This window comes from Corynebacterium sp. (genome assembly GCF_022712275.1).
GTDB lineage: Bacteria > Actinomycetota > Actinomycetes > Mycobacteriales > Mycobacteriaceae > Corynebacterium.
In genome coordinates this window covers 22,901-40,191 of the sequence record NZ_JALAGU010000048.1, presented here as the reverse complement: position 1 = coordinate 40,191, position 17,291 = coordinate 22,901, and the positions used below count along the sequence as shown (strand labels likewise).

17 protein-coding genes are annotated in these 17,291 nt (G+C 67.1%); 12 read left to right on the top strand and 5 right to left on the bottom strand.

From position 1 onward, the window contains the following. The first annotated feature begins 178 nt into the window (after window positions 1-178). Complete coding sequence (locus tag Q0A27_RS11410) at window positions 179-1,720, top strand: aldehyde dehydrogenase family protein (protein ID WP_291475571.1); 1,542 nt, start codon at window positions 179-181, stop codon at window positions 1,718-1,720. Between the two features lie 95 nt (window positions 1,721-1,815). Continuing rightward, window positions 1,816-2,376 (top strand): type 1 glutamine amidotransferase domain-containing protein, encoded by a 561-nt coding sequence (locus Q0A27_RS11405; RefSeq protein WP_291475570.1) that lies wholly within the window; start codon window positions 1,816-1,818, stop codon window positions 2,374-2,376. Window positions 2,377-2,414: 38 nt separating this feature from the next. Here Q0A27_RS11405 and Q0A27_RS11400 read toward each other — a convergent pair whose 3' ends face one another. Both Q0A27_RS11400 and Q0A27_RS11395 read right to left on the bottom strand, forming a co-directional pair. Then, the gene (locus Q0A27_RS11400; RefSeq protein ID WP_291475568.1) at window positions 2,415-2,756 is read right to left on the bottom strand and encodes a hypothetical protein; all 342 of its coding nucleotides are present in this window, start codon (window positions 2,754-2,756) and stop codon (window positions 2,415-2,417) included. 35 nt (window positions 2,757-2,791) lie between these two features. Beyond that, complete coding sequence (locus Q0A27_RS11395; RefSeq protein WP_291475567.1) at window positions 2,792-3,859, bottom strand: aldo/keto reductase; 1,068 nt, start codon at window positions 3,857-3,859, stop codon at window positions 2,792-2,794. Between the two features lie 100 nt (window positions 3,860-3,959). Between Q0A27_RS11395 and Q0A27_RS11390 the strand changes: the two genes are divergently transcribed. The 6 genes from Q0A27_RS11390 to Q0A27_RS11365 all read left to right on the top strand — a co-directional run bounded on the left by Q0A27_RS11390 (window position 3,960) and on the right by Q0A27_RS11365 (window position 8,871). Then, window positions 3,960-5,342: a hemolysin family protein gene (locus Q0A27_RS11390; protein ID WP_291475565.1), complete on the top strand. Its 1,383-nt coding sequence runs from the start codon at window positions 3,960-3,962 to the stop codon at window positions 5,340-5,342. Then, on the top strand, window positions 5,342-6,331 hold the full coding sequence (locus Q0A27_RS11385) for a CNNM domain-containing protein (protein ID WP_291475563.1): 990 nt from the start codon (window positions 5,342-5,344) through the stop codon (window positions 6,329-6,331). The genes Q0A27_RS11390 and Q0A27_RS11385 overlap by 1 nt, the downstream gene beginning before the upstream one ends. 202 nt (window positions 6,332-6,533) lie before the next feature. Beyond that, complete coding sequence (locus tag Q0A27_RS11380) at window positions 6,534-6,983, top strand: MarR family winged helix-turn-helix transcriptional regulator (RefSeq protein WP_291475562.1); 450 nt, start codon at window positions 6,534-6,536, stop codon at window positions 6,981-6,983. A 1-nt stretch (window position 6,984) separates the two neighbouring features. After that, complete coding sequence (locus Q0A27_RS11375; RefSeq protein WP_291475560.1) at window positions 6,985-7,407, top strand: organic hydroperoxide resistance protein; 423 nt, start codon at window positions 6,985-6,987, stop codon at window positions 7,405-7,407. Between the two features lie 44 nt (window positions 7,408-7,451). After that, complete coding sequence (locus tag Q0A27_RS11370; protein WP_291475559.1) at window positions 7,452-8,429, top strand: zinc-binding dehydrogenase; 978 nt, start codon at window positions 7,452-7,454, stop codon at window positions 8,427-8,429. A 52-nt stretch (window positions 8,430-8,481) separates the two neighbouring features. After that, window positions 8,482-8,871 (top strand): DUF1304 domain-containing protein, encoded by a 390-nt coding sequence (locus Q0A27_RS11365; RefSeq protein ID WP_141331343.1) that lies wholly within the window; start codon window positions 8,482-8,484, stop codon window positions 8,869-8,871. A 206-nt stretch (window positions 8,872-9,077) separates the two neighbouring features. On the opposite strand, the gene Q0A27_RS11360 is transcribed toward Q0A27_RS11365, so the two are convergent. Continuing rightward, the gene (locus Q0A27_RS11360) at window positions 9,078-9,896 is read right to left on the bottom strand and encodes a PaaI family thioesterase (RefSeq protein ID WP_291475554.1); all 819 of its coding nucleotides are present in this window, start codon (window positions 9,894-9,896) and stop codon (window positions 9,078-9,080) included. Between the two features lie 148 nt (window positions 9,897-10,044). Here Q0A27_RS11360 and Q0A27_RS11355 point away from each other — a divergent pair, with 148 nt between their 5' ends. The 3 genes from Q0A27_RS11355 to Q0A27_RS11345 are packed head-to-tail and all read left to right on the top strand — an operon-like array spanning window position 10,045 to window position 12,981. Then, window positions 10,045-10,548 (top strand): DNA starvation/stationary phase protection protein, encoded by a 504-nt coding sequence (locus Q0A27_RS11355; RefSeq protein ID WP_014008668.1) that lies wholly within the window; start codon window positions 10,045-10,047, stop codon window positions 10,546-10,548. 59 nt (window positions 10,549-10,607) lie between these two features. Then, the gene (locus Q0A27_RS11350; RefSeq protein ID WP_291475551.1) at window positions 10,608-11,972 is read left to right on the top strand and encodes a glycosyltransferase 87 family protein; all 1,365 of its coding nucleotides are present in this window, start codon (window positions 10,608-10,610) and stop codon (window positions 11,970-11,972) included. Further along, window positions 11,965-12,981 carry a DUF1524 domain-containing protein gene (locus tag Q0A27_RS11345; protein WP_291475550.1) on the top strand — a complete coding sequence of 339 codons (1,017 nt, stop codon included), beginning with the start codon at window positions 11,965-11,967 and terminating at the stop codon, window positions 12,979-12,981. Before Q0A27_RS11350 ends, Q0A27_RS11345 begins: the two co-directional genes overlap by 8 nt. 48 nt (window positions 12,982-13,029) lie before the next feature. Here the strand turns inward: Q0A27_RS11345 and Q0A27_RS11340 are convergent, their stop codons facing one another. Continuing rightward, window positions 13,030-13,833, bottom strand: coding sequence for a CPBP family intramembrane glutamic endopeptidase (locus tag Q0A27_RS11340; protein ID WP_291475549.1), 804 nt, complete (start codon window positions 13,831-13,833; stop codon window positions 13,030-13,032). A 249-nt stretch (window positions 13,834-14,082) separates the two neighbouring features. On the opposite strand from Q0A27_RS11340, the gene Q0A27_RS11335 reads away from it, so the two are divergent. After that, window positions 14,083-15,537, top strand: coding sequence for a dicarboxylate/amino acid:cation symporter (locus Q0A27_RS11335; RefSeq protein WP_291475547.1), 1,455 nt, complete (start codon window positions 14,083-14,085; stop codon window positions 15,535-15,537). Window positions 15,538-15,584: 47 nt separating this feature from the next. Here Q0A27_RS11335 and Q0A27_RS11330 read toward each other — a convergent pair whose 3' ends face one another. After that, the gene (locus Q0A27_RS11330; protein WP_291475545.1) at window positions 15,585-17,150 is read right to left on the bottom strand and encodes a carboxylesterase family protein; all 1,566 of its coding nucleotides are present in this window, start codon (window positions 17,148-17,150) and stop codon (window positions 15,585-15,587) included. Window positions 17,151-17,291 lie beyond the last annotated feature (141 nt).

Here is a 17,291-nt window from a genome sequence, read left to right as displayed (position 1 = left end):
TGCCAACTTGACAGTTAAGGGGTGGCGTCCTGCGGTGATAGGTGAGCCTGTGTGATATCGCTGAGTATATGAACTTATAGTGGTCGCCATCACATCCTGGTCCCGATAGGTTGGTTCACGCAATCCATCACCATTCGATCCGGGAGAAGCCCGGTCCACTACGGAGGTAGCCAGTCTCATGACCATCACCGCACAGGGCAGTAACGTCTACGCAGCACCCGGCACCGAGGGATCCCTGATCTCGTTCAAGCCCCGCTACGGAAACTTCATCGGCGGCCAGTGGGTCGAGCCCGCTGACGGCCAGTACATGGAGAACATCAGCCCCGTCGACGGCAAGGTCTTCTGCGAGGTTCCCCGCTCGAAGGCCGCTGACGTGGAGAAGGCCCTGGACGCCGCCCACGCCGCCGCTCCCGCCTGGGGCAGGACCAGCGTCCAGGAGCGCTCCCGCATCCTGCTGAAGATCGCCGACGTCCTCGAGGAGAACCTCGAGATGCTCGCCGTCGCCGAGACCTGGGACAACGGCAAGCCGGTCCGTGAGACCCTCGCCGCTGACCTGCCCCTGGCCGTGGACCATTTCCGGTACTATGCCGGGGCGCTCCGTGCCCAGGAGGGGCACCTCTCGCAGATCGATGAGAACACCGTCGCCTACCACTTCCACGAGCCGCTGGGGGTCGTCGCCCAGATCATCCCCTGGAACTTCCCGATCCTCATGGCGGCGTGGAAGATCTGCCCGGCCCTGGCCGCCGGTAACGCTATCGTCCTCAAGCCGGCCGAGCAGACCCCGGCATCCATCCTCGTGGTCGCCGAGCTCATCGCCGACCTGCTGCCGGACGGCGTCCTCAACATCGTCAACGGCCTCGGCGAGGAGGCGGGCGCGGCGCTCACCGCCTCCGACCGCATCGCCAAGATCGCCTTCACCGGTTCCACCGAGGTCGGAAAGATCATCAACAAGGCCGTCGCCGAGAAGCTCATCCCGGTCACCCTGGAGCTCGGTGGAAAGTCGCCGAACATCTTCTTCGGTGACGTCATGGACGCCGACGACTCCTTCCGTCAGAAGACCCTCGAAGGCTTCTCGATGTTCGCCCTCAACCAGGGTGAGGTCTGCACCTGCCCGTCCCGTGCGCTGGTCCAGGAGAGCATCGCCGACGAGTTCCTCGAGCTCGCCGTCGATCGCGTCCGCCAGGTCAAGGTCGGTAACCCGCTGGACCCGGACACCATGATCGGTGCCCAGGCGTCGCTGGAGCAGCTGGACAAGATCTCCAGTTACCTCAGGTCCGGCCCCGAGGAAGGTGCCGAGGTGCTCATCGGCGGTAGCGTCCGCACCGTCGAGGGCCTGGAGAACGGCTTCTACGTCGAGCCGACCGTCCTCAAGGGCAGCAACAACATGCGCTGCTTCCAGGAGGAGATCTTCGGCCCGGTCCTCGCCGTCACCACCTTCAAGGACTTCGACGACGCCATCGCGATCGCCAACGACACCGACTACGGCCTCGGTGCCGGCGTCTGGGCCCGTGACGGTCGCACCGCATACCAGGCGGGACGCGCCATCCAGTCCGGTCGAGTGTGGGTGAACAACTACCACTCGTACCCGGCCCACGCGGCGTTCGGCGGGTACAAGAAGTCCGGTATCGGTCGCGAGACCCACCTGATGATGCTGGACCACTACCAGCAGACGAAGAACCTGCTCTGGTCGTACGACGAGAACCCCAACGGTCTTTTCTGATCCGCTGTCCCGGCCCCCGATCCGGGTGTGTCCGGGGCGACGTCCCGGGAGTCTGGTGATGGGAATCACCAGACCCCGGCGTACCATCAGGTGGCATGAGCGATCTCAGTAAGTGGACCATCGCGATCCTGGCCACCACCGGCTTCGAGGACACGGAAGTCAGCCGGGCGAAGCACGCCGTGGAACAGGCTGGCGGCCGCGTCCTTATTGTCGCGCCTCAGGACAGCATCATCACCGGTAAACGCGGTACCGCGTTCACCCCGGACATGATCACCGCCGACGCGGACGCCGCGTCTTTCGGCGGGCTCATCCTGCCTGGTGGTGTGAGCAACGCCGATCAGCTGCGCCTCGACGAGCATGCCGTCGAGCTGGTCCGTGGCATAGCGACGGCGGGCAAGCCGATCGCCGCTATCTGCCACGGCGCCTGGATTCTCACGGATGCGGCCGTGGTGACGGGGCGCACCCTCACTTCGTCACCGACTTTGCGCACCGACCTGGTCAATGCCGGTGCGACCTGGGTCGACGAGGAGGTGTGCGTCGATGACGGCTCCGACGTGGGGGAGGACGCCGCGACCTCGGGTCTGCTGATCACCTCGCGGACCAAGGCCGATGTCGACGCCTTCAATGCCGCGATCGTGGGGAACTTCGGCCGGTAGGCCTGAGGCCTACCGGCCTGTACCTGTCGCCCGGGTCGTCACCGGTGTCGGACGGGCGGGTCCGGGATGATGCCGGGCAACGGGTTCGCGATGAGGCGCTGCTGGACAGCCCAGGTCACGCCGGCCGCGCCGGCACCGGCAGCCAGCGCGGAGACAAGGAACGCGGTGTAGTCGGGGTCAGTGAAGAGGGAGCCGAGAGGCCCCTCCGTGAAGATCGGGTCGGAGCTGCCGATGATTCCCGGCAGATCAACACCCGACGTGCTGCCCGGTGCGCTGCTCGGCTCAGCGCCTGACGAGGTCGCGTCCCCGGCGACGGCGGGAGCCACTGTGCCGACGGCGATGCCGATGGCGACGGTCAGGGTCAGAAGGGTTCTACGCATGGTCGTATAGTGCCGCATCCGGTCGAATACCGCACCTACCTCGTCGACTCCGTCGCTTTCGCCCACTGGTTGATGCCACGGTCGACGGCGTATCGGTCGATCTCCGCCAGCTCAGCGTCCGTGAAGTCGAGGTTCTTCAGCGCATCCAGGGAATCGTCGAGCTGTTCCACAGAGGATGCCCCGATCAGGGCACTGGTGACTTCCGGGCGGCGCAGTACCCAGGCTATCGCCATCTGGGCCAACGTCTGCCCGCGGCCCGCGGCGATGTCGTTGAGTGCCCTGACGGCGAGCAGGGTGTCGTCGGCGAGGAACCCGGAGTTCATCTTGTGCGTCCCCAGCCGGGATCTCTCCGGCACGCCGTCGAGGTATCGGTCGGTGAGCAGCCCCTGCGCCAGCGCGGAGAAGGCGATCACACCCATGCCCTGGTCAGCGCAGGTCTCCAGCAGTTCGTCCTCGATCCAGCGGTTGAACATGGAGTAACTCGGCTGGTGGATGAGCAGCGGCGTCCCCAGGTCCTTCGCGATCACCTGGGCGTGCCGGGTGAGCTCGGGGGAGTAGGAACTGATGCCGACGTAGAGGGCCCGGCCGGACCGCACGATGTGGTCCAGGGCGGCGACGGTTTCCTCGACCGGGGTCTCCGGGTCCGGCCGGTGGTGGTAGAAGATGTCGACGTAGTCCAGGCCCATCCGCTTCAGCGAGGCGTCGCAGCTGGCCACGAGGTACTTCCGCGAACCGCCGAAACCGTAGGGTCCGTCCTGCATGTACCAGCCGGCCTTGGAGGAGATCAGCAGTTCATCGCGGTAAGGCCGGAAGTCGGACGCCATGATCCGCCCGAAGTTCTCCTCCGCGGCCCCCGGGACGGGTCCGTAGTTGTTGGCCAGGTCGAAGTGGGTGACACCGCGGTCGAAGGCGCGGCGCAGGATCTCCCGCTGATTCTGCAGTGGCCGGTCGGAACCGAAGTTGTGCCACAGGCCCAGCGTGATCGCCGGCAGCTTCAGACCGGAGACACCGCTGCGCCGGTAGGGCACAGCGGGGTGTTCGTCGGTGCCCGTGTAGCGGGTGTCGGCGGCGCGGTAGATGTCGGGGTACGCAGGTTCGCTCATGGCATCCGAGGTTACGCGGAGAGATCGTGTAAACTTCGTTCACCGCTACCGTCGCCTACACAAGGAGTTGATCGTCCACCATGGACGATGGTGAACCCAGGTGAGTACCGCCACCGCAGTCGCGGCACTCACCGCCGGCGTCCTCGCCGTTCTCATTCTCATCGCACTGAATGCCTGGTTTGTCGCCCAGGAATTCGCCTACATGTCCGTCGACCGGTCGCGCCTCGCCGCCCGGGCGGACGCCGGGGACCGCAGGGCCGCACGTGCCCTGACCGTCACCCGGCGCACCAGCTTCATGCTCTCCGGCGCGCAGCTGGGAATCACCGTCACCGGCCTGCTCGTCGGTGAACTCGCCGAACCGTTGATCGGCGGCGTGGTCGCCGAACTCACCGGGGTCTCCGCGGCGACGATCGCGCTGCTGGTCCTCCTGGTCGCCACAGTCGTGCAGATGATCGCCGCCGAGCTCTACCCGAAGAACCTGGCCATCGCGGCCCCCGAACCTCTCGCGCTGGGCCTGGCCCGGTCGACCTCCTTGTACCTGAAGATCTTCGGCCCGCTCATCGCCTTCTTCGACTGGTCGTCCAATTTCCTGCTGAGGATGGTCGGCGTCACCCCGGTGGAAGACGTCGACTCGACAGCCTCCCCACGGGAGCTGGAACGCATCGTGGCGGACGCCCGCACCTCCGGCGACCTCCCCGCCGACGTCTCCGGCGTCGTCGAGCGCATCCTGGACTTCCCGGAGCGCACGGTCGAGCATGCGATGGTGCCGAGGTCGAAGACCGGTGAGTTGTCGGCCACGGACTCCGTCGCCCGGGCCCGCGCACGTATGGCGGTCGAGCACACCCGCTACCCGGTGGTCTCCGGTACCGGGGACGCCGAGGTCCTCCACGGAGTGCTGCACCTGGAGGATGTCCTGGCCGAAGGGCTGGATCCGGCGTCCCCGGTCGTGGACCTGGTCCGGGATGCGGTGGTCCTGCCGGAGGCGATGAGCCTGCCGGACGCCCTCGTCGCGCTGGTGGAAAGTGATGACCGGCTGGCGTGCGTCGTCGACGAGTACGGCGGTGTATCCGGCGTCCTCACCGCCGAGGATCTCGCCGAGGAGATCGTCGGTGAACTCACCGACGAACATGACGAGAAGGTCGCCGTCGCCTGGACGCCGGGTGAGGTGCCCGGCGTCCTGCCCGGTGACGAGCACCTTGACGAAGTCGCCCGCCTGCTGGGGATCCTGCTGCCGGAGTCGGACGCCGAGACACTCGCAGGCCTGGTCATCGAGCACACCGGTGACCTCCCGGAGGTCGGTGACGTGGTGCGTATCGCCCTGCCCGCCGACCCCCGCGACGTCCTGGACGAGGTTCCGGTCCGTGTGCTCGTCGTCGAGGTCCGGTCGGTGGAGCGCCATGTCCCCGCTGAGGTGGCCCTGTCCGTGGAGTCCGTGGAGTCCGTGGAGTCCGTGGAGACCGTCGATCCCGGGGAGGAGCTGTGATGACCACCGTGACCGTCATCCTCGTCACCCTGGCACTGTTACTGGCAAGTGCCTTTTTCGTCATGATCGAATTTGCCCTGCTGGGGGCGAAGCGGCACCGGCTGGAGGAGCAGGCGTCCATCCGGCCCACCGCCCGCGCCGCCCTGCGCGGCATGGACGAACTCACCGTCATGCTCGCCGCCGCCCAGCTGGGCATCACCGCGGTGACCTTCGCCCTCGGTGCGGTGACCAAGCCGGCGGTCTCCTCGTGGATCAAGCCACTGGTCGAGGCGGTGGGACTGCCGTCGTCCGCGGCCTACCCTGTCTCCTTCATCCTCGCCCTGCTCGTCGTGACCTTCCTGCACCTGGTCATCGGCGAGATGGCGCCGAAGTCCTGGGCGATCGCCTTCCCGGAGCGTGCGGTGCGCCTGATCGCCGTGCCCGCCCGTGGGCTGGCGTGGCTGCTGCGACCGTTGCTGATCGCCATGAACCGGGCGGCGAACCGGCTGGTGCGCTGGTCAGGCGTGGAACCGGTGGACCGTGCCGCCGCCGGTGGGCACGATGCCGATTCACTGCGTCACCTCGTGGAGCACTCCGCGCAGACCGGCGCACTGGATGCCGCGGACCGTGACCGGGTGATCGGTGCACTGGATCTGACGCGTCGGACGCTGGGCGAGCTGCCCGGGGCGTCTGTTCCGGTCCTGCCGGCTGCGGCGACGGTCGGTGAGGTGCAGGACGCCGCCCGCGCCTCGGGTCAGATGCGCGTCCTCGTGGGCGCGGGCGCTTTCGTCCATGTCCGCGACACTCTCACGCTGGACCGGACGTCCCTGGTCAGTGAGACGGGTATTGTCCGCCCGTTGCTGGTCCTTGACCCGGAGCTGCAGGTGCACGAGGTGCTCCGGCGGATGCGGGAGGAAGGCGAGCAGATCATCGGGGTGAGCGGCAGTTCGCCACGCGTCGTGGTCCTGTCCGGGATTCTCGCGGTCGTCCTTCCGGGCTCGGTCGGTTAGGTCATGCCCCTGCCGTGAGGGCCCCGGTCCGGTGGGGTCAGGGGCGTGTCGGTTCCCATTGTGGTCCGGGGACATGTACCTGGCCCGTACAAGGCTGATTCCGGGGTGGCGCGGTTGCCGCATCGCGCGCGGGTCGACCTCGCGGGACCGAAATCCCTTCAAAAGATTGTGCACAATTAAGATGTGTGCAATAGTTGTCGGCATGGGAGCTACCGACCGCATGCTGTGCTTCGCCCTCTACTCCGCAAGCCGTAAGACCACACGCACGTACCGGGAGTTGCTCGAGCCCTGGAACCTCACGTACCCCCAGTTCCTGGTGCTCTACGTCCTCTGGAACCAGGGGCCCCGGACCATCCGCGAACTCGGGGAGGAGATGCAGCTGGATTCCGGCACCCTCTCCCCCCTGGTGAAGCGTCTGGAACAGGCGGGCTACGTCAGTCGGCACCGCGCCCTGGAAGACGAACGGGTGGTCAATATCGAGCTCACGGACGCGGGTGAGGGACTCCGGGAACCCCTGTCCGGGATTCCCCGCGACGTCGCGGCGGCGATGGGAGTCCCGGACGACGACACCGCCGGCAGGCTCGTCCGGAGCCTGCGGCAACTCGGCCGTCAGGAACCGGCCCCTCCACACACACCTACCCGAAAGGACTGACATGACCCCGCTCTACACCGCAGAGGCACTGGCCACAGGTGCCGGCCGCGACGGCCACGTCGCAACTTCCGACGGACGCCTGGACCTGGATCTCGCCGTCCCCACCGAAATGGGCGGTAGCGGCGACGGCGCCAACCCGGAGCTCCTCTTCGCTGCCGGCTATGCGGCCTGCTTCCACTCCGCTCTCCAGATGGTCGCCCGAACGAAGAAGGTCTCCGTGGCCGACAGCTCGGTGGGCACCCGGGTCGGCATCGGATCCGACGGCAACGGCGGATTCGAGCTCAGCGTGCACCTCGAGGTGCAGATCCCCGACATGCCGACCGAGGAGGCCCGGGCACTCGCCGACGCCGCCCACCAGGTCTGCCCCTACTCCAACGCCACCCGCGGAAACATCGACGTGACTGTCTCCGTCGTGGACGACTGACCGCCCCCTGCCCACCAACACCCATGAAAGACGAGGATACCGTGATGCGCAGCCTCACCCATGACCGTTTCGGAGAACCGGAAGACGTCCTCCGCCTCACCGAGGAGGACGTGCCTGAGCCCTCGGCAGGACAGGTCAGGATCCGGGTGGTCCTGTCCCCCGTTCACAACCACGACATCTGGACGATCCGAGGAACCTACGGATTCGTTCCCGACCTCCCCGCTCCCGCCGGAACAGAGGTGCTCGGCACCGTCGATGCCGTCGGATCCGGGGTGACGGGACTGGAGGCCGGGCAGCGGGTCGTCAGCGGAACATCCTTCGGTGTCTGGGCGGAGTATGCGCTGATCGATGCCGCCGGGGCAATCCCCGTTCCCGATGAGTTGTCCGACGACAGTGCGGCGCAGCTGGTGTCGATGCCTTTCAGCGCGATCAGCCTGCTGGACTTCCTAGAACTGCATGAGGGTGACTGGCTGATCCAGAACTCCGCCAACGGAGCCGTCGGAAGGATCCTCGCCCAGCTCGCCAAGGCACGGGGCATCCACGTCATCGGTCTGGTCCGGCGTGATGACGCTGTCGCCCAACTGGCGTCGGAGGGCATTACCGACGTCCTGTCGACCGAAGAACCGGACTGGCAGGGCAAGGTCCTGGAGATTACCGGCGGCATTCCGATCTCCGTCGGCCTGGACTCGGTGGGTGGCCAGTCGACCGCAGATCTCGTCTCCGTGCTCGGCGAGGGTTCCACCCTGGTGTGTTTCGGCGCGATGGGTGACCCGACTATGACGATCCCCTCTGGCCCGGTGATCTTCAAGGACATCACCGTCCGCGGATTCTGGGGCAGCAAGATCAGCCAGGAGATGAACCCCGGGAAGAAGTCTGAGCTCTTCGGAGAACTCATCACACGGATCTCGGAAGGGAGTGTCACCCTCCCCGTCGAGGGTATCTTCGACGCTTCTGATTTCCGCGAGGCGATGATCTCCAGCATGTCTTCCGGACGCACCGGCAAGGTCCTGCTCCGGTTCTAGCTGACCCCACCAACAACGTAGAGAACCGGAAGAACAGCAGAGGCGAACAGCAATGATCATCACAGGTGCCGTACTGGCAGCACTGGCCGCACTACTCCACGTGTTCATCTTCTACCTGGAGTCCATGGCCTGGACCACCCCCCGCGCACGCGCGATCTTCGGTCTCACGGAGCAGGAGGCGGACAGCACCAGGGAGATGGCTTTCAACCAGGGTTTCTACAACCTTTTCCTGGCTGTCGAGGTCCTCGTCGGCGTCATCGTGACCGTGACCACCACTGCCGGAGGTATCGGGCTGGCCCTGACCCTGGCCGGCACGGTGAGCATGTCCGGCGCCGCCGCAGTGCTCTGGTTGACGTCACCGGACAAGCGTGGCGCGGCCCTGAAGCAGGGACTGCTCCCCGTGGCAGCGGTCGTGCTGCTCGCAGTCGGCGCGGCCATGTGACCCCGCCACCCCCGGTGACAGGGCACTGTCTCGCCGACTCCTGAGGTCACCGGTCACAACGGACCGGGCCTGACCACCGACCACGGTTCTCAGAAGACCGTACCGTCAGATCTCCGACAGGCGTTCCTCCACACGGTCCCGGGGTTGGCCTGGTTGCGTAAGACCCGGTTAGAAGGTCTCTCGGAGAGTGCCACGCCGGGCCCACGCTATCCCAGCAGACGCCGGGGGATCGCCAGCTCCAGCAGTTCACCGGTGGTCAGCGCGTCGCGGGACAGGATCTCGCCGCACACGTAGCGGGCCTGCTCCTCGGGCTCGGGGATGCGTCGTGCCGCGGAGAGCACCGAGGTCAGCAGGCCGTGCTCGCCGCTGCCGGTCGGTCCCCAGGCTCGCCAGGCGGCCGCGGTGACCAGGTGCTCCAGTGTCATCCCCTTCGGTTCCCGGGGCGCCATGGACTCGTCGGTCTCGCGCGCCGCCCCGGGCGTCCTCGACGCTTCACGGCCCTTGCGGGGACGCACGTGCAGGTCCTGCTGGCCGACGCCGACCACCGTTCCGTCCCGGTTGGTGATGACGCAGGTGAAGGCGACGTTGTAGTAGCCGTCGTCCTCGATGCCGGCGAGGATCTCCTCGCAGAGCTCGTCGGTGACGCGCACCGTCATCCGGGCACCGTCGCGACCCGGGGCGAGGAACTGGAACTGGCCGGTGCGGGTCCAGGCCTCGTAGTCGCGGCCGAGACGTTTCATGACCAGCGTCCCGAAGAGGAAGTCGGTCATGGAGAACAGGGTTCCGCCGAAGGCTGCACCGTGCATGTTCTGGGTCAACGGCCCCGAATGCAGCACGACCTCGCCGTAGGACCAGTCGTCGGCGATGTTGTGGACACGCACGCCGTCGCCCGCCAGCGGGGGCCAGATCGCCAGGCCACGCTCGAAAGCACGGGGGGACCCGAAGACCTTCTTCATGACGGTCTTCTCGATCTTCTTCAGCGGCTTGCGGAGCGGCTTCTTCAACTTCTTCGGCACAGTCAACATAGTTCTGTTCACGTTACCTTTTATGGACCTGTTCGGGGGTGGAACAACCACCGGCTCCCCGGTGATCTGGAATAGGCTGGGCCGTGATCCGTTGAGAACAGCGGACACGGCAGATCACCACATGTCATACGAAGGAGCGATAGACACCATGAGTAACTTCACTGTCCCGGGCCTGTCAGAGGGCGATGCCAAGCAGGTCATCGACATCCTGCAGGAACGCCTCACCGCCTACAACGACCTCCACCTCATCCTCAAGCACGCGCACTGGAACGTTGTCGGCCCGAACTTCATCGGTGTCCACGAGATGCTCGACCCGGAGGTCGAGGCGATCCGTGCCAACGCGGACGCCGTCGCCGAGCGCATCGCCGCCCTCGGTGGCGAGCCGATCGGTACCCCGGACTCCCACTCGCCGGGCCGCGAGCCGCTCCAGTACCCGGTCAACAAGGGCAGCACGGTCCAGCACCTCACCGCTCTCAACGAGATCTACGACAAGGTCATCATCGACTCCCGTGAGGCGGATGCCGCCCTCGACCAGCTCGACCCGGTCAGTGAGGACATGTTCATCGGCCAGATCGGTGCCATGGAGCAGTTCCAGTGGTTCATCCGCGCCCACCTGGAGAACGCCTCCGGCGACCTGCCCGACGGTCAGTAGATCCTCGGGGCTCGGCGGGTGCCCGGAACGGGAGTCAGGGCAGGTAAACTCTCCCGGCAATGACTGCCCCGACCGTATCCCCGACCACAACCGCAGATACCCCGCGCACAGCGTCCCGACCGCTGGTGCGGGGGCTTTTCGCTGTCGTCACCCTCCTCGGCCTGGTCTGCCTCGTCTGGCAGCTGGACGGCGTCTTCTCCCATGTCCGGGAGAACTACCTGCTCGACGTCGGTGTCTTCGTGGACGCCGGTCAGGCGATCCTCGACGGTAACGCCCTCTACGGTGACGATTTCCCCTCCCGCTCGGGCTTCGCCTTCATCTACCCGCCACTGGCCGCGGTGCTTTTCGTGCCGCTGACCTGGATGGGCGAGGAGACGATGGAGATGGTGTGGACGCTGGCCTCACTGGCCGCGGCCTGGGCCTTGCTGACCATGGCGGTCCACCGGATCACGGTGCTGGCCGGTGTGTCCACTCTCTGGCGTCGTCTCGCCCCGCTCACCGGGCTCGCTGCCCTGGGCTTCGCCCTGCTGATCGAGCCGCTGCAGGTGCATCTGATGTACGGGCAGATCAACGTCTTCCTTGTCCTGCTCGTTGCCGCTGACCTGCTGGGTTACACACCGAAGTGGCTGCGCGGTGCGGGCGTGGGCATCGCCGCCGGCATCAAGATCACCCCGGCGGCCTACGCCCTGGTCTTCCTCGTGACGAGGAAGTGGGGTGACCTCGCCCGCTCTTTCGTCGCTTTCCTCGTGACCGCGGGCCTCGGCTGGATCTTCCGAGCCTCGGACTCGACGTTCTTCTGGACCGAGGAGTTCTTCAACGGCGAGCGCGGTGGTGGACCCGGCTACGCGGCGAACCAGGCGCTCACCGGCATTCTGACCCGCGCGGGCATGGACGGCGACACCGCCCAGACCCTGATGATCCCCGGTCTGCTGGTCATCGCCGTGATCTCCGGCTGGGCGGTGTGGCGGCTGTCGGCGGCCGGACGCCCCGTGAGCGTCCTGCTGACCCTGGTACTCGCGGTGAGCATCTCGGCGCCGATCGCGGTGACACACCACTGGACCGGCATCATCGTCGGGATCGTGCTCCTCGCGGCCCAGCTCTCTGCCCTGGTCACCGGACGCCGGGACGGGTGGGACTGGCCGACGCTGACCGGGACCCTGCTGCTCGTGGTCGCGAACCTGTCCTTCGGGCGGCTCAGTGACGAGGACTACCAGACGAGCGCGAACCACCACTACCAGGTGTTCCCGGAGAACGGCCCGTGGTCGTTCAGCGACATCGGGATTGTAGACTTCCTCTACGGAAATATTCAGGGCATCTCAGGCATCATCTGCCTGGCGTTGCTGTGCCTCGCCGCGTGGCGGGCCCGGCCTGCGGAAGATGCTGGACCCGCTGAAGTCAAGGAACCCCACACCACTGATGCGTAACACCCTCCGGACGGTCGCCGGTCTCTCGGCGTCCGTTCTCGCTGCGTCCGCCCTCGTCAGCTGTTCGACGGATGAGGACGCCACCGTCGTCACCGTCACCTCCACCTCTGAGGTGGTGACGTCCCCGGCCGGGACCCCGTCGGCGGAGCCTACCGAGGATGCGGAAGATCCAGGGGATGAGGGGGGCGCCGCATCCTCCGCCGATGACGCCGTCGCCACGGCACTGGCCACCCTGGCAACCCTCGAGGTCAAGGGTCGCGCCCCGAAAACCGGCTATGACCGGGCGCTGTTCGGTCAGGCGTGGGCGGACGTGGACCGCAACGGCTGCGACACCCGCAATGACATCCTCGCCCGCGACCTCACCGACATCACCTACAAGGACGGGACCTGCCGGGTGCTCACCGGCACCCTGGACGACCCGTACACCGGCCGGACCATCAACTTCGTCCGTGGTCAGGACACCTCCACGGCCGTGCAGATCGACCACCTCGTCGCCCTGTCGGACGCCTGGCAGAAGGGTGCACAGCAGCTCTCCCCGGAGCGCCGCGAGCAGCTGGCGAATGACCCGGCGAACCTGCTCGCTGTCGACGGTCCGGCGAATATGCAGAAGAGCGACGGGGACGCCGCCACCTGGCTGCCGGCCAACAAGTCCTTCCGCTGCACCTATGTGTCGATGCAGATCGACGTGAAGGCCGCCTATGCGCTGTGGGTCACGCAGGCGGAGAAGGACGCCATGGTGCGTATCCTCTCGGGCTGTGGCGCCGACGGGATCGCCGCGGGTGGTTCCCCGGTGGCCGGGGACAATGCCGGTGCCCCGGCCGAGGTTCCGGTGGAGGAACCTGCCGCGCCGGCTGCTCCCGCCGCGGAGGATGTGCCGGCCGACCCGGCCGGTGTCTACTACGCGAACTGCTCCGCAGCCCGTGCTGCGGGAGTGACCCCGCTGTACCGCGGCGAGCCCGGCTACCGCTCGGGCATGGACGGCGACAACGACGGCGTCGCCTGCGAGTAACTGCTCAGGGCTTCCCCGGCGTCCGGGCATCCTACCTGGATGCAGCGGTCACAGGAAGGTCCACGCGGCGGCAGCGGCGAGCGCGCCGACGGCGTTGAGGGCCCAGTGCAGGCCGATGGGGGCGAGCACGCTGCCGGTGTGGTGACGCAGCCAGGTCAGCCCCGCACCCGCGCCGGCGGTGGCGACGACGGCCAGGCCGACGCCGATCCACTGGGCGGCGGTACCCGAGCCGAGGAACGCGGTCAGACCCACGTTCGTGGCGGTGAGGCTCAGCGAGCTGGCGACGTGCCACAGGCCGAAGAGGATCGAGCCGCCGATGAAAACGGCCTTGGTGCCGCCGAGGCGACGGAGCCGGCCGTGGAGCAGGCCACGGAAGGCCAGTTCCTCCGGCAGCACGGTCTGCAGCGGGATGATCACCAGCGCGGCGATCAGCGCGGTGCGCAGCGAGGCATAGGACTCATTGAAGAAGAAACCCCTGGTCATCGGGATCGCCAGTGCCACGGCGATGACAGCGGCGACGAGGACGACCGCGCCGATGCCGTACTTCAGGCCCTTGCCGACATAGGCCCGGCCGAGACCGAGATCGGTCCAGGTCATGCCACGTGCTTTGGCGATGACGAGCAGGCAGGCCACGCCGACCGGGACGATCGCCGCGACCGTCGACAGTGAGGTCAGGTGCGCGGTGACGTTGATGGTGGCCAGACCCATGATGACGGCGACGACGCTGATGAGGTCGCCGCGTCGGACGCGGAAGCGTCCTCCCAGGGAGATGGTGTCGGACATGGTGGTGGGGGCGGCGTCGGTGGAGTCAGCACCGGTGGCCGCTGTGGTGTGTGCAGTCGTGGTGGTCATTGCCTTATGAGGCTACGGGCCCGGCGACCTGCATACCTAATGAATACGGGCAGAATCACCGTCTTCGTCCTGAACTGACAGGTCGCTGCCAGCATATTGCTTCACGAACTCACTGACCTGGGATGATGTGCATCATCGTCCGGTTCCGACGTGACCTCAGGAACACCGGCCGGGCAGTATTGTCTCTCCGCAGGTAGAGGCGTAGAGTGACGGGCCGATATAGACAGATCTGTTCACTAGGAGAATCCCATGTCCCACCAGGACACCACCGACGCCCCGGCAGCGGCGTCCACCAGCACCGCCGCGCCGCGTCGGCACCTGCCCGCCTGGCTGACCGGCTTCGGCGCGCAGGTCATCGCCGGCCTCGTCGTCGGTCTGGTCCTCGGCTTCATCGCCCGCGCACAGGCGTCCGACATCCCCGACGCCGACGCCCCCTGGCTCGCCCAGTTCCTCGACAAGACCGGCTCGATCTACGTCTCCCTGCTGAAGACCATGGTCCCGCCGCTGATCATCACCGCAGTCATCACCTCGGTGGCGAACCTGCGCAAGGTCGCCAACGCCGCCCGCCTGGCGATCAGCACCCTGATCTGGTTTGTCATCACGGCGTTCTTCTCCGTGATCGTCGGCATCCTCGTCGGCGTCATCATGAAGCCGGGTTCCGGCACGGACATCGACGCGTCCTCCGCCGCCGAGCCGTCCAACACCGGCTCCTGGATGGGCTTCATCGACTCGGTCGTGCCCACCAACTTCCTCGGCCTCGGCGCTTCGGTGAGCTCCGACGGCGATATCTCGGTGAGCTTCAACGTTCTCCAGCTGCTCATCATCTCCCTGGCCCTCGGCATCGCCGCGGTGAAGGCCGGTAAGTCCGCCGAGCCTTTCCTCAACATCACCGAGTCCCTGCTCACTGTGGTGCAGAAGGTCCTGTGGTGGATCATCCGCCTCGCCCCGATCGGCACCGGTGCCCTCATCGGCCACGCCGTCGCCGACTACGGGTGGGACGCCCTGGGCTCCCTCGGTAAGTTCGTCCTGGCGATCTACGTCGGTCTCGCGATCGTCCTGCTGGTCATCTACCCGGCCGTGCTGATGTTCAACGGCCTGTCCGTCACCGGGTTCTACCGCCGCGTCTGGCCGGTGACCTCGCTGGGCTTCGTCACGCGGTCCTCGATGGGCGTCATGCCGGTCACCCAGCGCGTCACCGAGCAGTCCATGGGCGTGCCGAGCGCCTACGCGTCCTTCGCCGTGCCGCTGGGCGCGACGACGAAGATGGACGGCTGCGCCTCGATCTACCCGGCGATCGCCGCCCTGTTCGTGGCCCAGTTCTACGGCCTCGACCTCGGCTTCACCGACTACCTGCTGATCATCTTCGTCTCGGTGATCGGCTCCGCGGCGACGGCAGGCACCACCGGCGCGACCGTGATGCTCACCCTGACGCTGTCGACCCTGGGCCTGCCGCTGGCCGGTGTGGGTCTGCTGCTGGCCATTGAGCCGATCATCGACATGGGCCGCACCGCGGTCAACGTCACCGGTCAGTCCCTGGTCGCGGTGGTCGTCGCCAAGCGCTCCGGCATCTGGGAGGAGGACGTGTGGGACGCCGCCGGCGAACACGGCTTCGACCTGGAGGTCGGCGATGAATCGTCCGATGAGATCTCCGACGCCGATGCCTCTGACGCGGACGCCGCCACCGCGGACGTCACCTCACGCTGACCAGACGTGTCCCCCACGTCTCGGCGTGACCGTGATGCCGGGACGAACTACACCGGCATCCCGGTCAGTGACACCGGGGCCCAGGCTTCGCGCAGCTCAGGGGAGGGGTCCGCGACCGTCTTCTCGCCGCCGTCGAAAAGCTGCGTGGCGTAGTCGCCCGGGTAGGGCTCCCACCCAGGGTCGCCGTCGTGGATGAACCGCTTCCACCGCGGTTGCATCACGGCCGTCGTCGCGGCCATCCGGTCGCGCCCGCCGAGCAGAAGAGCCCCGGGCCCGCGTCCGGAATCGTAGCGGCCGAAGAGAACCGGCAGGTCCAGGGCGTGCGTCGCGCCGATGCCCGAGACATTGAGCGACGGGGTGGACATGTCCAGCCGGTACATCCACGACCGGCCCGACGGGTGTTGCGCGGCCATCCGCATCGAGGGGGCGGTGAACAGGGCGTCGCCGATGAAACGTCCGGCGTCCGCCCGTCGCTTCCCGCTGCCGTACAACCCCGAGAGGACGCCGGGACCGTGCGCCGGGTCGACATCCTCGGCGAACTTCTGCGCCTCCGCGGTGAAGACGCGCGCCCGCGGATACGCCCACCGCATCAGCACGTACTCGTCGAGGTTCGTGCCGATGAGCATCGGGATGTCGGACTGCGCGCCCGGCACCAACGGGTGTGCCGGCAGCAGGTCGTCGATGACCGGCGCGAACCCGCCGGCGATGCCGGACTGACCCCAGGAGGCTTCGTTGACCCGCTCGGTGAGCCACGCCAGCCCGTCGGCGGATGCCGTGAGCAGGTCCTGGCCGGTGCCTTCGGGACGCGGATGCTTCTCGCCGTCCGGTCCGCGCAGGATCTCCAGTGCCTTGTCCGAGATGCGGGCGGCGTCCGCCGGGGTGTGTACCATCCCCGCGGCCGGGGACTGGGCGATGAACCCGTGGACCAGGTCCTTGACTGCCGGGACCGCGGACAGCGCGGTGACCATCGCACCACCGCTGGATTCGCCCATGACGGTGATCCGGTGGGGGTCGCCGCCGAACTGTCCGGCATTTTCGTGGACCCATTCGATCGCGGTGATGATGTCGGAGAGCCCGGTGTTCGAGTCGAAGCGGTGCTCGTCGAGATCATCGGCCATGCCCAGTGCGAGCTGGCCGAAGATGCCGACCCGGTAGTTCACGGCGACGTAGACGGCGTCCGTCGCGGCGGCGAAGTACTCGCCGGAGAGCAGTGGTTCGGCTGCGGAGCCGTGGATGTTCGACCCGCCGTGCAGGTACACCACCACCGGGCGCTGTGCGCCGCGGTCGATCACCGGCCCGCGGGAGTCCGGCCGCGGCACCACCACATTGAGCCAGAGGCAGTTCTCGCTGCCGACCCAGCCGATGCTCTTGTTGCGCCACTGCGCGCAGTAGTCGCCGGGACGGGTCGCGATGAGGACGCCGCGCCACGGGTCGCGCGGGGTCGCCCGACGGAACCGCAGGTCACCGGTGGGTTGTTCGGCGTAGGGGACGCCGCGGAAAGCGACGGCACCGTTGACCTGGTGCCCGCGGACGGCGCCGGTGGAGGTTTCGACGGTCCAGGAATCGCGGCCGGAGACGCTGGTGGAGATGTGGTTCGGGGGCACGTCACGCATTATTCAAGAATAACGCTGCCGATGTGATCAGCAACACGGGCCGAAAATCGGTCACCCTGTGTTGTGATTCGGCAAGGCTATACTACAATTCTCTCCGAAAGAGGAGACTGCGGCGCACGTGCCCGCACATCAAGGAGAACT

Bases quoted from the DNA above. Each gene is read 5' to 3' on its own strand.
- Q0A27_RS11340 (WP_291475549.1), bottom strand. From the start codon at position 13,833: ATGACCACCACGACTGCACACACCACAGCGGCCACCGGTGCTGACTCC.
- Q0A27_RS11345 (WP_291475550.1), top strand. From the start codon at position 11,965: ATGCGTAACACCCTCCGGACGGTCGCCGGTCTCTCGGCGTCCGTTCTC.
- Q0A27_RS11350 (WP_291475551.1), top strand. From the start codon at position 10,608: ATGACTGCCCCGACCGTATCCCCGACCACAACCGCAGATACCCCGCGC.
- Q0A27_RS11370 (WP_291475559.1), top strand. From the start codon at position 7,452: ATGCGCAGCCTCACCCATGACCGTTTCGGAGAACCGGAAGACGTCCTC.
- Q0A27_RS11365 (WP_141331343.1), top strand. From the start codon at position 8,482: ATGATCATCACAGGTGCCGTACTGGCAGCACTGGCCGCACTACTCCAC.
- Q0A27_RS11400 (WP_291475568.1), bottom strand. From the start codon at position 2,756: ATGCGTAGAACCCTTCTGACCCTGACCGTCGCCATCGGCATCGCCGTC.
- Q0A27_RS11330 (WP_291475545.1), bottom strand. From the start codon at position 17,150: ATGCGTGACGTGCCCCCGAACCACATCTCCACCAGCGTCTCCGGCCGC.
- Q0A27_RS11405 (WP_291475570.1), top strand. From the start codon at position 1,816: ATGAGCGATCTCAGTAAGTGGACCATCGCGATCCTGGCCACCACCGGC.
- Q0A27_RS11360 (WP_291475554.1), bottom strand. From the start codon at position 9,896: ATGTTGACTGTGCCGAAGAAGTTGAAGAAGCCGCTCCGCAAGCCGCTG.
- Q0A27_RS11335 (WP_291475547.1), top strand. From the start codon at position 14,083: ATGTCCCACCAGGACACCACCGACGCCCCGGCAGCGGCGTCCACCAGC.
- Q0A27_RS11385 (WP_291475563.1), top strand. From the start codon at position 5,342: ATGACCACCGTGACCGTCATCCTCGTCACCCTGGCACTGTTACTGGCA.
- Q0A27_RS11375 (WP_291475560.1), top strand. From the start codon at position 6,985: ATGACCCCGCTCTACACCGCAGAGGCACTGGCCACAGGTGCCGGCCGC.
- Q0A27_RS11380 (WP_291475562.1), top strand. From the start codon at position 6,534: ATGGGAGCTACCGACCGCATGCTGTGCTTCGCCCTCTACTCCGCAAGC.
- Q0A27_RS11355 (WP_014008668.1), top strand. From the start codon at position 10,045: ATGAGTAACTTCACTGTCCCGGGCCTGTCAGAGGGCGATGCCAAGCAG.
- Q0A27_RS11410 (WP_291475571.1), top strand. From the start codon at position 179: ATGACCATCACCGCACAGGGCAGTAACGTCTACGCAGCACCCGGCACC.
- Q0A27_RS11395 (WP_291475567.1), bottom strand. From the start codon at position 3,859: ATGAGCGAACCTGCGTACCCCGACATCTACCGCGCCGCCGACACCCGC.